The following is a 13,645-nucleotide window of genomic DNA, read 5'->3' on the forward strand; positions in this document are numbered from 1 at the left end:
GCGGCCGGGAATCGCAGATTTCGCGCGCCGCCGCCCGCCTTCCCGGACGAGTCGGCGCACCCCGACCCGCCCGCCCGCGCGGGCGGGCTGCCACGCGCCGGGCCCGAGGGGCGGCCGCGATGGCCGCCGAATTCGTCGCCGGCGACGGGGCCGGGCCGCGGCTTTGCGCCACGGACCCAGCAAACAAACTCGGGGCCGGTTGATACGATCGGCCCGTGCCGAGTCTGCGCATCCGTCAGGCGGCCGAGCTGCTGGGAGTCAGCGACGACACCGTCCGGCGATGGATCAACAACGGCACGCTGGCGGTGGGTCTGGACGCGGCCGGGCGCAAGGTGATCGCCAGCGAGGACCTGGCCGAGTTTGCCCGGACCAACGCGCCCGCGCCGCCGCCGGATCCGCTGAGCATCGGCAGCTCCGCCCGCAACCGGTTCGTCGGGCTGGTCACCAAGGTCACCCGCGACAAGGTGATGACCCAGGTCGAAATGCAGTGCGGCCCCTTCACCGTCGTGTCGCTGATGAGCACCGCGGCCGCCGACGAGTTGGAGCTGCAGCCCGGCAGCGTCGCGGTGGCCGTCGTCAAGGCCACGACCGTCATCGTCGAAACCGCCAGACCCGGCACGGCGGTGGCCTCGGACTGAGGCAGCGTCTACAGCGTTGACAGGTACGCGACGGCGTCGAGCATCCGTTCGCCCGCCGCCCGCAGGTCCGCCACGCTCGGTCCGGCCCGCAGCACCTCGCGCGCAACCGCGGGCAGCAGCTGGCCGGGGGCGGCCCCGCCCAGGCCGGCGAGCGCCTCGGGCCGGCCGCCCTGCGCCCCGAGCCCGGGCACCAGCACCGGTCCGCCCAGCTCGCTGACGTCGGGAGCCTCGAAGACGGTCGCGCCGAGCACCACGCCGACATACCCGGGCTCGGGCACGGTGGCGGAGCGGTTGACCACCGCCGCCTGGTCGACGATCAGCTGCGCGACGGTCCGGCCGTCGAAGGTGGCGCGCTGCACCGTGCCGCCCTCCGGGTTGGACGTTGCCGCCAGCACGAACACGCCGCGGTCGTGCGCCGCGGCGGCTTCCAGCAGGGGCCGCAGCGAGCCGAAGCCCAGATACGGGGAGGCCGTGACGGCGTCCGCGGCCAGCGGCGAGTCGCCGGCCCACGCCTGCGCGTAGGCGGCCATCGTCGTCCCGATATCGCCGCGCTTGGCGTCGGCCAGCACCAGCACTCCCTCGGAGCGCAGCGCTGCGATGGTGCGCTCGAGGACCGCGAATCCCGCGGCGCCGTAGGCCTCGAAGAACGCCACCTGGGGTTTGACGACGGCGAAACCGGCGTAGGCCTCGATGCAGATGTCGCAGAACGCGGCCAGCCCGTCGGCGGTGGTCGGCAGGTCCCAGGCCCGCAGCAGCTCCGGATGGGGGTCGATGCCCAGGCATAGCGGCCCGCGGGCCAGCTTCGCCGCGGCCAGCCGGGCACCGAAGCCCGTCACTGTGCGCCGCCCGGTCCGATGACGCTGTGCAGTTCCTGGAGCGACCGCACGCCGATGTCGCCGCGGATCCCCGCTTCGATGCCCTGCACGGCCGCCGACGCGCCCTGCACCGTCGTGACGCACGGGATGTTGACGGCCACCGCGGCCGAGCGGATTTCGTAACCGTCGATGCGCGGACCGGAGTTGCCGTAGGGGGTGTTGATCACCATGTCGACCTCGCCGGCCTTGATCGCGTCGACGGCGGACGCCGCGGGGCGGTCGGGCCGCGGCGGCTCGAAATGCTTGCGAACCTCGTCGCAGGGAATCCCGTTGCGGCGCAACATCTCCGCGGTGCCTTCGGTGGCGAGAACGCGGAAGCCCAGATCGGCCAGCCGCTTGACGGGAAACACCAGCGACCGCTTGTCACGGTTGGCGACCGAGACGAACACGGTGCCCTCGGCCGGTAGCGATCCGTAGGCGGCGGTTTGGCTCTTGGCGAAGGCGCTGCCGAAGTCGCGGTCGATCCCCATCACCTCGCCCGTCGACTTCATCTCCGGGCCGAGCAGCGAATCGATGGCCGCCCCGTCGGCGCGGCGGAACCGGTGGAACGGCAACACCGCCTCCTTGACCGCGATCGGCGCGTTCAGCGCGGCGTGGGCACCGTCCCCGTCCGGCACCAGCATCCCCTCCTCGCGGAGCTGGGAAATGGTGGCGCCCAACATGATCCGGGCGCACGCCTTGGCGAGTGGGATCGCGGTGGCCTTGGACACGAACGGAACCGTGCGGCTGGCGCGCGGGTTGGCCTCCAGGACGTAGAGCACATCGTCCTTCAGGGCGTACTGCACGTTGAGCAGACCGACCACGCCGATGCCGTGCGCGATGGCCTCGGTGGCGCGCCGAACCTTCTCGATGTCGCTGCGGCCCAACGTCACCGGCGGCAGCGCGCAGGCCGAGTCCCCGGAGTGGATCCCCGCCTCCTCGATGTGCTCCATGATGCCGCCGATGTAGACCTCCGCGCCGTCGCACAGCGCGTCGACGTCGATCTCCACCGCGTCCTCCAGGAAACGGTCCACGAGCACCGGGTGTTCGGGGGACAGCTCGGTGGCGCGGGTGATGTAGCCGCGCAGCGTCTCCTCGTCGTAGACGATCTCCATGCCGCGCCCGCCCAGCACGTACGACGGCCGCACCAGCACCGGGTAGCCGATGTCCGCGGCGATCCGGCGGGCCTGGTCGAAAGTCGTTGCCGTGCCGTATTTCGGGGCGGGCAGTCCCGCGGCGCGCAGCACGTCACCGAACGCGCCGCGGTCCTCGGCGAGGTCGATCGCCTCCGGCGGGGTGCCCACGATCGGAACGCCGGCGTCGAAGAGCCGCTGGGCCAGCCCCAGCGGCGTCTGCCCGCCGAGTTGCACGATGACCCCGACCACGCCGGGGCCGCCCGCCGCGGATTGGGATTCCGCGCGGAATACTTCCAGTACGTCCTCGAAGGTCAGCGGCTCGAAGTAGAGCCGGTCGGCCGTGTCGTAGTCGGTGGACACCGTCTCCGGGTTGCAGTTGACCATCACCGTTTCAAAACCGGCCTGGCTCAACGTGGTTGCCGCGTGCACACAGCTGTAGTCGAATTCGATGCCCTGGCCGATCCGGTTCGGCCCCGAACCCAGGATCAGCACCTTGGGCTTCTCGGCCTGCGGCGCCACCTCGGTCTCGGCGGCCGGGTCGAGTTCGTAGCTGCTGTAGTGGTAGGGCGTCTTGGCCTCGAACTCCGCGGCGCAGGTGTCGACCGTTTTGTACACCGGGTGGATGCCGAGGCGCTCGCGCAGGGACCGGACACCGTCCTCGCCGGCCAATTCCGGTCTGAGGGCGGCGATCTGCCGGTCGGACAAGCCGCTGTGCTTGGCCCGCCGCAGCAGGTCGACATCGAGCACCGGGGCCGCGACCAGCTCGCGGCGCAGCGTTCCCAGCTCGCCGATCTGCGCGACGAACCACGGGTCGACGCCGCTGGCCTCGGCGACCTGTTCCACCGACGAGCCCAGCCGCAGCGCCAGTTCGATGTCGTAGAGCCGTCCTTCGGTCGGGGTCCGAAGGCGGGTCAGCACCTCGTCGACTTCGCCGTGGGGATCGGGCTTGGTCCAGAAACCGGCGCGGCTGGTTTCCAGTGATCGCATCACCTTGCCCAGCGCCTCGATGAAGTTGCGGCCCAGCGACATTGCCTCCCCGACGGATTTCATCGTCGTGGTCAGCGTGGGATCGGCGCCGGGGAATTTCTCGAACGCGAACCGCGGCGCCTTGACCACGACGTAGTCCAGCGTCGGCTCGAAGCAGGCCGGCGTTTCTTTGGTGATGTCGTTGACGATCTCGTCGAGGGTGTAGCCGATGGCCAGCTTGGCGGCGATCTTGGCGATCGGGAAGCCGGTGGCCTTGGACGCCAGCGCACTCGACCGGGAGACCCGCGGGTTCATCTCGACGACGATCAGCCGGCCGTCGCGCGGGTTGACCGCGAATTGGATGTTGCAGCCGCCGGTGTCCACGCCGACCTCGCGCAGGATCGCGATGCCCAGATCGCGCATCCGCTGGTATTCGCGGTCGGTCAGCGTCATGGCCGGCGCGACGGTAACCGAGTCGCCGGTGTGCACGCCCATCGGGTCGACGTTCTCGATGGAGCACACCACCACCACGTTGTCGTGCCCGTCGCGCATCAGCTCGAGCTCGAATTCCTTCCAGCCGTAGATCGACTCCTCGATCAGCACGTTGGCACTCGGGCTCGCCGCCAGCCCGGCGCCGGCCATCCGGTCGACCTCTTCGGCGGAGTGCGCCATGCCCGAGCCCAGGCCGCCCATCGTGAAGCTGGGCCGCACCACCACCGGCAGGCCGACCTCCTCGACGGTTTCGCGCACCTCGTCCATCGTGAAACACACTCGGCTGCGGGCGGATTCGCCGCCGACCTTGGCGACGATGTCCTTGAACCGCTGCCGGTCCTCCCCGCGCTGGATCGCGTCGAAATCCGCGCCGATGAGTTCGACGCCGTAGCGCTCCAGCACGCCGTTCTCGTACAGGGCGACGGCGGTGTTGAGCGCGGTCTGCCCGCCGAGGGTGGCCAGCAGCGCGTCGATCTTGTTGCCGCGCTCGGCCTGCTGGGCGATCACCCGCTCGACGAACGAGGGCGTGATGGGCTCGACGTAGGTGTGATCGGCGTACTCCGGGTCGGTCATGATCGTGGCCGGGTTGGAGTTGACGAGGCTGACCTGCAGCCCGTCGGCGCGCAGCACCCGGCAGGCCTGGGTGCCGGAGTAGTCGAATTCGCAGGCCTGCCCGATGACGATCGGCCCCGAGCCGATCACCAGCACGTGGTTCAGGTCGGTCCGCCGCGGCACTAGCGTCCCCCCGCCATCAGGTCGACGAATTGGTCGAACAGGTATTCCGCATCGTGCGGACCCGCGGCGGCCTCGGGGTGATACTGCACCGAAAACGCCTTCCCATCGGCGAGTTTGACGCCCTCGACCACCCCGTCGTTGGCGCAGGTGTGGCTGACGACCGCGGGGCCGAACGGCGTGTCGAAGGATTGGCCCGCCTCGCCTTCCAGCGCGAAGCCGTGGTTCTGCGCGGTCACCGCGACCCGGCCGGTGGCGTGGTCGATGACGGGGACGTTGATGCCGCGGTGACCAAACACCATCTTGTAGGTGGACAGGCCGAGCGCCCGGCCCAGGATCTGGTTGCCGAAACAGATTCCGAACAACGGGATTCCGGCGCCGATCACCTCCCGGGTGAGCTCGACGACGTGATCGGCGGTGGCGGGGTCGCCGGGCCCGTTGGACAGGAACACGCCGTCGGGCTTGAGCTCGGCGATCTGCGCGAAGGTCGCCGACGCGGGCAGCACGTGGCTGCGGATGCCGCGGCGGGCGAAGTTGCGCGGCGTGTTGGTCTTGATGCCGAGGTCCAGCGCGGCCACCGTAAAGCGCTGCGGCCCTTCGGGTTCGACGATGTAGGTGCCGTCGGTGCTGACCTCGCCAGCCAGGTCGGCGCCCAGCATGGACCGCTGGCCCCGCACCCGCTCCAGCAGCTCGGCGGGCTCGGCGAGCGCGTCGCCGGAGAATAACCCGGCCTTCATCGAGCCGCGGCTGCGCAGGTGCCGCACCACCGCGCGGGTGTCGATGCCGGCGATCCCGACGATGCTCTGGCGGACCAGCTCGTCGTCCAGCGTGCCGGTGGCGCGCCAGTTCGACGCGCGCGGCGACGGGTCGCGCACCGCGTAGCCGGCGACCCAGATCTTGTCGCCGCGGCTCTCGGCGTCCTCGCCGTTCCAGCCGGTGTTGCCGATCTGCGGCGCCGTGGCCACCACGATCTGCCGGTGATAGCTGGGGTCGGTGAGCGTTTCCTGATAGCCGGACATGCCGGTGGAAAACACCGCCTCCCCGAGGGTTTGGCCGATAGCGCCGAACGGCGTGCCGGTGAAGACGCGGCCGTCCTCGAGCACCAGTAGGGCCTTGCTCATGAGCGCCGCTCCTCCTGCGAGTCTTGCAGCCAGTCGTCGTAATCGGTGCGGTGGTTTGCCCGAAATCCGGTGTCGATCTCGACGCCCGACGGCAACCGCCAACGGATCGCCAGGATCCCGATGCGGGCCACCACCTTGGCGCCGATGGCGCGCTCCATGCGGATATCAATGATCGACTCGTCCGGAATCCAAATCGGTTTGGCGCGAACGCGTTCCAACAGGATCCCCTCGGGATAGCGGGTGAGCACCGCCTTGCTCCGATAGCCGAGATCGCCGGCGGTGACCCGCTCGTTCCACGCCGGTGCGGCGGCGCAGCCGCAGTACAGGCCGCGGGTCGTCAGCGTCGCGGTACTCACCTCGTCGGGCATCTCGGGCAGCTCCCCGATCAACTCCTGCTGGCGTTGCGAGCGACGCTGCCAGGAGCGCATCATCAGCTGAATCACGACGGCGATGACCACGACCAGCACGGCCGCGAAGATCAGCGACCCCACCAGCGTTCCGGAGTTCATGCCGGGCTCTTCCCGTCGCGGGCGGTGATCTTGCCGCGCAACAGCGTCGCGGTCACGGTGGCGGGCAAGGTCATCGACTCGTAGGGCGTGTTGGCCGATCGGCTGGCCAGGTCGTCCCCGGCGACCGTCCAGGTGGCGTCCGGGTCCACCACGGTCAGGTTCGCCGGCTCCCCCACCTCGAGCGGCCGGCCGTGGTCGGGCAGGCCGACGATGCGCGCCGGGTTCTCGCTCATCACCCGGGCGACGTCGCGCCAGGTCAACAACCCGGGCGTCACCATCGTGCTCGCGACCACGGACAGGGCCGTCTGCAGCCCCAGCATGCCGGGGCGCGCCGCGGAGAACTCGACGCACTTTTCGTGCTCGGCGTGCGGGGCGTGGTCGGTGGCCACACAGTCGATTACCCCGTCGGCGAGCGCCTGACGCAACGCGACGGCGTCGGCGCCCTCGCGCAGCGGCGGGTTGACCCGGTTGACCCCGTCGTAGCTGGCCAGCCTGCCGTCGTCGAGGAGCAGATGATGCGGCGTGACCTCGGCGGTGATCGAAATGCCCTGCGCCTTGGCCCATTTCAGGATTTCGACGGTTCCCGCGGTGGAGGCGTGGCAGATGTGTACCCGGGCGCCGGCGTCACGGGCCAGCAGCGCGTCGCGGGCGACGATCGATTCCTCGGCGGCCCGCGGCCATCCCGCAAGTCCCAGCAGCGCGGCCGTGGGCCCCTCGTGGGCGACCGCGCCGACGGTCAGTCGGGGCTCCTCGGCGTGCTGGGCGATCAGCACCCCCAGCCCGGTCGCGTACTCCAGGGCGCGGCGCATGATCAGCGGGTCGTGCACGCAGATGCCGTCGTCGGAGAACATGCGCACCTGCGCGGCGCCGGCGGCCATCATGCCCATCTCGGTGAGCTCGGCCCCGGCCAACCCGACGGTGACCGCGCCGACGGGGTGCACGTCGACCAGGCCGACCTGCTGGCCGCGGTGCCAGACGTGGTCGGTGACCACCGGGCTGTCGGCGACGGGGTTGGTGTTGGCCATCGCGAACACGGCCGTGTAGCCACCCAAAGCCGCGGCCGCCGAACCGGTTTCGATGTCCTCGGCGTATTCGCGGCCGGGCTCGCGCAGGTGGGTGTGCAGGTCGACGAACCCGGGCAGCAGCACGTGGTCGGTGGCGTCGATGACGTCTAGGTCTTTTTCCAGGCCTCCGGCCTCGGCGAGGCCCGGCCCGATTTCGGCGATCTGGCCGTCATCGACCAGGACGTCGACGCGGTCGCCTTCGCCGTAGAGCCGCACGCCGCGGATCAGGACGCTCATGCCGCGATCTCCTGTGCTCCCACCAGCACGTGGAACAGGACCGCCATCCGCACGTGGACACCGTTGGAAACCTGTTGCAGCACAGCCGATTGCGACGAATCGGCCACCGATGACGCGATCTCCATGCCGCGCACCATCGGCCCCGGGTGCAGCACCACGGCATGGCCGGGAAGCATCGCCTGGCGCCGATCGGAAAGGCCGTAGCGAACCGAGTACTCGCGCACCGACGGGAAGAAGCCGCCGTTCATCCGCTCGGCCTGCACCCGCAGCATCAGCACCGCGTCGGCGGCGGGCAACTCGGCGTCGAAGTCGTAGGAGACGGTTGCCGGCCAGCCGTCGACGCCGACCGGCAGCAGCGTCGGCGGCGCCACCAGCACCACCTCGGCGCCCAAGGTGTCCAGCAGCACGACGTTGGAGCGCGCGACCCGGCTGTGCAGGATGTCGCCGACGATAACGATGCGCCGGCCCTCGATGCCGCCGAGCCGCTGGCGGATGGTCAGCGCGTCCAGCAGCGCCTGCGTCGGGTGTTCGTGCGTGCCGTCGCCGGCGTTGATGACCGACGGCCCCTCGCCGTCCGCCGGCGCCGTCCAGTCGGCGAGCAGGTGCGCGGCACCGGAGGCCGGGTGCCGGATAATCAGCGCGTCGGCGCCGGCGGCCCGCAGCGTCAGCGCGGTGTCGCGCAGCGACTCGCCCTTGCCCACCGACGATCCGGCCGCGCTCACGTTGATCACGTCGGCGCTCATCCACTTCCCGGCCACCTCGAACGACACCCGGGTACGGGTGGAGTTCTCGTAGAACATCGTGATCACGGTGCGGCCGCGCAGCGTCGGCAGCTTCTTGATCTCGCGGCCCACCAGGGCCTGCGCGAAGCGGTCCGCGTCGTCGAGGATGGCGGTGGCGTCGTCGCGGCTGAGGTCGCCGGCGGTCAGCAGGTGGCGGGTCATCGGGAGATCACCACCCCGTCGCGGCCGTCGTGCTCGGCGAGTTGCACGTGCACGCTCTCGGTGCGTGAGGTCGGTACGTTCTTGCCGACATAGTCGGCGCGCAGCGGTAATTCGCGGTGGCCGCGGTCGACCAGCACCGCGAGCTGCACGGCGCGCGGCCGGCCCACGTCGCGCAGCGCGTCCAGGGCCGAGCGCACCGAGCGCCCGGAATACAGCACGTCGTCGACGAGGATCACCAGCGCGTCGTCGATGCCCCCGGCCGGGATCGACGTAGCTTCGAGCGGGCGGGGCGGCTTTTGCATCAGGTCGTCGCGGTACAGCGTGATGTCGAGGGCGCCGTGGCCGACCTCGACACCGCTGTATTCGCCGATGTTGGTGGCCAGGCGCTGGGCCAGGATCACACCGCGGGTCGGGATACCGAGCAGCACCACCCGTGGCGCGTCGGGACTGTCGAGCGCGGTCTTTTCGATGATCTGATGCGCGATGCGCGAAATGGTGCGACCGACGTCGGCCGCAGACATCAATTCCCTGCCGGTGGCGGCATCACCCGCGGCACCCATGCGAGACCTTGACCTCCTTCTCCGCCTCTCTGGACGGATCGTTAAAGGATGTCGACTGCCCGGCAGCGTAGCATTCCGCGCTACCCTGGCGAAAATGACAGGCGCGACGACCCCCTCGAATTCCTCTCGTTTTCCGGTTCTCGATTTCGATGCCCTGTATCGCGGCGAAAGCCCCGCCGAGGGCCTGCCCGCCATGGCCACCCCGCCGTGGGACACCAAGGCGCCCAAGGAGACTGTCGTCGCGTGGCAGGAGGGCGGCTGGGTTCGCGGCGACGTGCTCGACGTCGGCTGCGGCCTCGGCGACAACGCCATTTACCTGGCCCAGAACGGACACGCCGTCACCGGGCTGGACATCTCGCCGACCGCGCTGATCACCGCCGAGCGGCGCGCCGCGGACGCGGGGGTCGACGTGACGTTCGCCGTCGCCGATTCCACCAAGCTGGAGGGCTACACCGACGCGTTCGACACCATCGTCGACAGCGGCATGTTCCACTGCCTCGACGACGACGGCAAGCGCAGCTACGCCGCCGCGGCGCACCGGGCAACCCGGCCGGGCGCCACCCTGCTGCTCAGTTGTTTCTCCGACGCCCAGCCGCCCGACGAGGAGCGGCCGCGGCCCGCGGTGTCCGAGCGGACGCTGCGCGACGTTCTCGGCGGCGCGGGCTGGGAGATCGAATCCCTGGAGCCCGCCACGGTGCGCCGCGAACTGGACGGCAACGAAATAGAGATGGCGTTCTGGGTCGTGCGCGCGCAACGGCGCTGACCGGCCGCGGGCTGTGATGTCGAATAATCGCTAGCTCGTAGACCCGGCTATCTGTTGGCTGGACGCCATGGAAGCCGCCGCGAGCCTGCGCGACGAAGCCATGCGCGCGCTCATTTCGAGCTTGTCCCGGTTGCAGCCGACGGCGCCCACGTGGTGCGCCGCCTGGAGCGCCCACGAGCTCGCCGCGCACGTCGCCGCCGCCGCCGAGGAACGAGCCAACCTGATCGAGGAGCACCTCGCGGGTGAGCCCACAAGGGCGACGCGGTCATGGGAAGAACGCGAGCCGCCCTTTCGGGCAATGCCCGACGCCGTGCTTCGAGAACGGCTGGTGCAGCACGCCGTTCGCTTCGAGTCCGCTGTGGCAGGCCTCGATGAGGACGACACGATCATGTACACGGGGTGGGCCATGACCGGCGAACGGCTGCGCATGCACAGCCATAGCGAAGCGGTGCTACACCGATGGGATCTGGTCGGCGACGACGATGTCAGCATCCGATCGCTCTCCGATCCGGCAATGGTTACCCATGCGCTTGCGGTATTCGACGCGATGCCCGCGTTGGCGGAAGCGCGGCGATGGCGCAGATCTGACTTGGTCTCGCGGCCAATGGTTCTGCGGAGCGCTGGTCGGCCCGGGGTGGTTGTGACACCAGGGGAAGGACTTTCGACGGCCCCCGACGGCACCGACGTAGCGATCGAGCTGCAGCCCCACGAGCTGCCGCTGCTGCTGTGGGGGCGCTGCCCGGCGCGGCTGCGCGATCCACACGCGAACGCCGAAACGATCGAGGACGTCCTTTCGCGTGCCTGCCGTCCGGCCGGCGCTTCGGCCCAGTGACCGGCCGCGGGCTACCCTGACCGGGTGAATCTTGACGGCAATGCGGCCTCCGTCCGCGAGGTCTGCGACGCCGGCCTGCTCGCCGGCGCGTTGACGGTGGTGTGGCAGCGCGGAGAAGTGCTGCAGCTCAACGAGATCGGATACCGCGACGTCGACGCCGGCCTGCCGATGCAGCGCGACACCCTGTTTCGCATCGCGTCGATGACCAAGCCCGTCACGGTGGCCGCGGTGATGAGCCTGGTCGACGACGGCAAGCTGGCGCTGAAAGATCCGATCACGCGCTGGGTGCCGGAGTTCGCCGACGTGCGGGTGCTCGATGACCCGCTCGGTCCGCTGGACCGGACGCACGCGCTGGGCCGGGCCATCCTGATCGAGGACCTGCTCACCCACACCAGCGGCCTGGCCTACGGGTTTTCGGTGTCCGGGCCGATCGCCAAGGCCTACGTGCGGCTGCCGTTCAACCAGGGCCCCGACGCCTGGCTAGCCGAGCTGGCCAAGCTGCCACTGGTGCATCAGCCCGGCGAACGATTGACCTACAGCCATTCCATAGACCTGTTGGGCGTCATCGCTTCCCGCATCGAGGGCAAGCCGTTCCACCAGGTGCTCGACGAACGGATCCTGGGCCCGGTGGGCATGCCCGACACCGGGTTCTTCGTGTCCCCCGAAGGGCGCCGCCGCGCGGCGACCATGTACCGGCTCGACGGGCAGGGCCAGTTGCACCACGACGCGATGGGGCCGCCGCACATCAAGCCACCGTCCTTCCCCAACGCTGGCGGCGGGTTGTGGTCGACCGCCGACGACTACCTGCGCTTCGTGCGGATGCTGCTCGGCGAGGGGACGGTCGACGGCGTGCGGGTGCTGTCGCCGGAGTCGGCCCGCATGATGCGCACCGACCGGCTCACCGACGACCAGAAGCGACACAACTTCCTGGGCGCGCCCTATTGGGTGGGCCGCGGCTTCGGGCTGAACCTGTCGGTGGTGACCGATCCTGCCAAGAGCGCGCCGCTGTTCGGGCCGGGCGGGCTCGGCACCTTCAGCTGGCCCGGCGCCTACGGCACCTGGTGGCAGGCCGACCCGACCGCGGACCTGATCCTGCTGTATCTGGTCCAGAACTTGCCCGATATGTCCGCCGACGTGGCCGCGGCGATCGCCGGCAACACGTCGCTGGCGAAACTCCAATCGGTGCAACCGAAATTCGTCCGCCGCACCTATCAGGCGCTCGGGCTCTGACGCCATGGTCGACTACCCGCCTGACCGCATCGCCGGGCCGCGGCTGCTGCTGCGCCCGCCCGTGCTCGACGACGCCGGCGCGCTCTACCAACGGGTCGCCCGCGACCCGAAGGTCACCAAGTACCTGAAATGGACGCCGCACCAGGACGTCGCGGCGACCCGGCGAGTGATCGCCGAAAAGCTCAACGTCAGCGATGACGAGCGGACGTGGGCCATCGCGTTGCGGCACAGCGACGAGGTCATCGGGCTGACCAGCTGCCGGCGCCCGGTGCCGCACTCGGTCGAGATCGGTTACTGCATCGGCCGGCGGTGGTGGGGCAAGGGATTCATGACCGAGGTGCTCGGCCTGCTGATGAACGCGCTGGAGGCCGATCAGGGCGTGTACCGCGTCTGGGCCACCTGCCATGTCGACAACGAGCGGTCGGCCCGGGTGCTGCTGCGGGCCGGGTTCGAGCTGGAGGGCAGGCTGACTCGTTACGCCGTGTACCCCACCATCGCGCCCGAACCGCTGGACGCCCTGCTCTACGCCAAGGCCCTGCGGTAGATGTTTCCCCGCACGGAAAACGGGCATTCGACACGTGTTGCAGGTGCTAACGATGACCACCGATGCCCATACCGGGCCGCTGCGCACTGTGGGCCGCCACGAATGGCCCGCGGGCAGCCACGAACTGACTGGCGGCCGCCACGAAACGCCGCGACCGCAACGGTCACGGGCCCTGCTCTGGCTGCGATCGCGGTTCGGGTTCCTCGTCGGCGCCGCGGCGCTCGCGCTGTTCTCCGGCGCCGTCGGCGCCCTCAGCGTCGTGGAACTTCGCCCAGCCGCGCCGGTCGTCAGCGCCCCGACGTCGACTGTGCCCACCGAAGCGCCGGCCGCGACCATCGAGCAGGCTGCGGCCAGGGCGATTCCCAGCGTGGTCAAACTGGAAACGGCGATCGGCGATCAGACCGAAGAGGGCTCCGGGGTAGTCCTGAGCGCCGACGGATTCATCCTCACCAACAATCACGTCGTGGCGGCGCCCGATCCGCGCCAAACCGGTGTGGCGGTACACACCGCCGCGACTTTCGCCGATGGCCGCTCCGAGCCGTTCGTCGTCGTCGGCGCCGATAGCTCCACCGACATCGCCGTCGTTCGCGTTCAAGGCATTTCGGGCCTGCGCCCGATCGCGATGGGGACGTCGGCCGGGTTGCATGTGGGCCAAAACGTGATCGCCATCGGCGCGCCCCTCGGGCTGGACGGCACCGTCACCACCGGGGTCATCAGCGCGCTGCACCGCCCGGTGTCGGGCATCGTGGGCCCCGGTAGCGGCAACGCCGTGCTTGATGCGATCCAAACGGACGCCACGATGAGTCCCGGCAGCTCTGGAGGCGCATTGATCGACACGTCCGGTGCCTTGATAGGGCTCAATTCCGCAATCGCAACGATGAACGCCACTCATCCCGGCGGTCCGACGGGCTGGATCGGCGTGGGGTTCGCGATCCCCGTCGACGAGGCGAAAGTTGTTGCCGACCAACTGATCGCGGCCGGTACGGCGCCGAACGCATCGCTGGGCCATCGCTGAGCGACGAC

At 70.0% G+C, this 13,645-nt stretch carries 14 protein-coding genes; 7 read left to right on the plus strand and 7 right to left on the minus strand.

Features of this window, described 5'->3' with window-relative positions:
- Positions 1–203 (plus strand): hypothetical protein (locus A5744_RS24835; protein WP_205866340.1); only part of this gene is annotated, 203 nt, incomplete at its 5' end.
- 12 nt (positions 204–215) lie between these two features.
- A complete protein-coding gene (locus A5744_RS23385) occupies positions 216–638 on the plus strand; it encodes a TOBE domain-containing protein (protein ID WP_076064752.1) in 423 nt (140 codons plus the stop codon).
- Between the two features lie 8 nt (positions 639–646).
- On the opposite strand, the gene pyrF is transcribed toward A5744_RS23385, so the two are convergent.
- The 7 genes from pyrF to pyrR are packed head-to-tail and all read right to left on the minus strand — an operon-like array spanning position 647 to position 9,253.
- A complete protein-coding gene (pyrF, locus tag A5744_RS23390) occupies positions 647–1,474 on the minus strand; it encodes an orotidine-5'-phosphate decarboxylase (protein ID WP_076064753.1) in 828 nt (275 codons plus the stop codon).
- Entirely contained in the window at positions 1,471–4,821 is a 3,351-nt protein-coding gene (carB, locus tag A5744_RS23395; RefSeq protein ID WP_076064754.1) for a carbamoyl-phosphate synthase large subunit, read from the minus strand. The genes pyrF and carB overlap by 4 nt, the downstream gene beginning before the upstream one ends.
- On the minus strand, positions 4,821–5,939 hold the full coding sequence (gene carA, locus A5744_RS23400; protein WP_076064755.1) for a glutamine-hydrolyzing carbamoyl-phosphate synthase small subunit: 1,119 nt from the start codon (positions 5,937–5,939) through the stop codon (positions 4,821–4,823). Before carA ends, carB begins: the two co-directional genes overlap by 1 nt.
- On the minus strand, positions 5,936–6,448 hold the full coding sequence (locus A5744_RS23405; RefSeq protein ID WP_076064756.1) for a transporter: 513 nt from the start codon (positions 6,446–6,448) through the stop codon (positions 5,936–5,938). The genes carA and A5744_RS23405 overlap by 4 nt, the downstream gene beginning before the upstream one ends.
- Entirely contained in the window at positions 6,445–7,749 is a 1,305-nt protein-coding gene (locus tag A5744_RS23410; RefSeq protein ID WP_076064757.1) for a dihydroorotase, read from the minus strand. The genes A5744_RS23405 and A5744_RS23410 overlap by 4 nt, the downstream gene beginning before the upstream one ends.
- Positions 7,746–8,693 (minus strand): aspartate carbamoyltransferase catalytic subunit, encoded by a 948-nt coding sequence (locus A5744_RS23415; protein ID WP_076064758.1) that lies wholly within the window; start codon positions 8,691–8,693, stop codon positions 7,746–7,748. The genes A5744_RS23410 and A5744_RS23415 overlap by 4 nt, the downstream gene beginning before the upstream one ends.
- Positions 8,690–9,253, minus strand: a complete 564-nt coding sequence (gene pyrR / locus A5744_RS23420; protein ID WP_076064759.1) for a bifunctional pyr operon transcriptional regulator/uracil phosphoribosyltransferase PyrR — start codon at positions 9,251–9,253, stop codon at positions 8,690–8,692. Before pyrR ends, A5744_RS23415 begins: the two co-directional genes overlap by 4 nt.
- A 94-nt stretch (positions 9,254–9,347) precedes the next feature.
- Here pyrR and A5744_RS23425 point away from each other — a divergent pair, with 94 nt between their 5' ends.
- From A5744_RS23425 to A5744_RS23445, 5 genes are all read left to right on the plus strand, one after another.
- Positions 9,348–10,016 (plus strand): class I SAM-dependent methyltransferase, encoded by a 669-nt coding sequence (locus A5744_RS23425; RefSeq protein ID WP_076064760.1) that lies wholly within the window; start codon positions 9,348–9,350, stop codon positions 10,014–10,016.
- A 67-nt stretch (positions 10,017–10,083) separates the two neighbouring features.
- The gene (locus A5744_RS23430; RefSeq protein WP_076064761.1) at positions 10,084–10,848 is read left to right on the plus strand and encodes a maleylpyruvate isomerase N-terminal domain-containing protein; all 765 of its coding nucleotides are present in this window, start codon (positions 10,084–10,086) and stop codon (positions 10,846–10,848) included.
- Between the two features lie 24 nt (positions 10,849–10,872).
- Positions 10,873–12,078 (plus strand): serine hydrolase domain-containing protein, encoded by a 1,206-nt coding sequence (locus tag A5744_RS23435; RefSeq protein ID WP_076064762.1) that lies wholly within the window; start codon positions 10,873–10,875, stop codon positions 12,076–12,078.
- A 4-nt stretch (positions 12,079–12,082) separates the two neighbouring features.
- Complete coding sequence (locus tag A5744_RS23440) at positions 12,083–12,622, plus strand: GNAT family N-acetyltransferase (RefSeq protein WP_076064763.1); 540 nt, start codon at positions 12,083–12,085, stop codon at positions 12,620–12,622.
- Positions 12,623–12,674: 52 nt separating this feature from the next.
- Positions 12,675–13,637: a trypsin-like peptidase domain-containing protein gene (locus A5744_RS23445; protein WP_076115974.1), complete on the plus strand. Its 963-nt coding sequence runs from the start codon at positions 12,675–12,677 to the stop codon at positions 13,635–13,637.
- Positions 13,638–13,645 lie beyond the last annotated feature (8 nt).

Source organism: Mycobacterium sp. IS-1264 (assembly GCF_001954195.1).
Lineage (GTDB): Bacteria > Actinomycetota > Actinomycetes > Mycobacteriales > Mycobacteriaceae > Mycobacterium.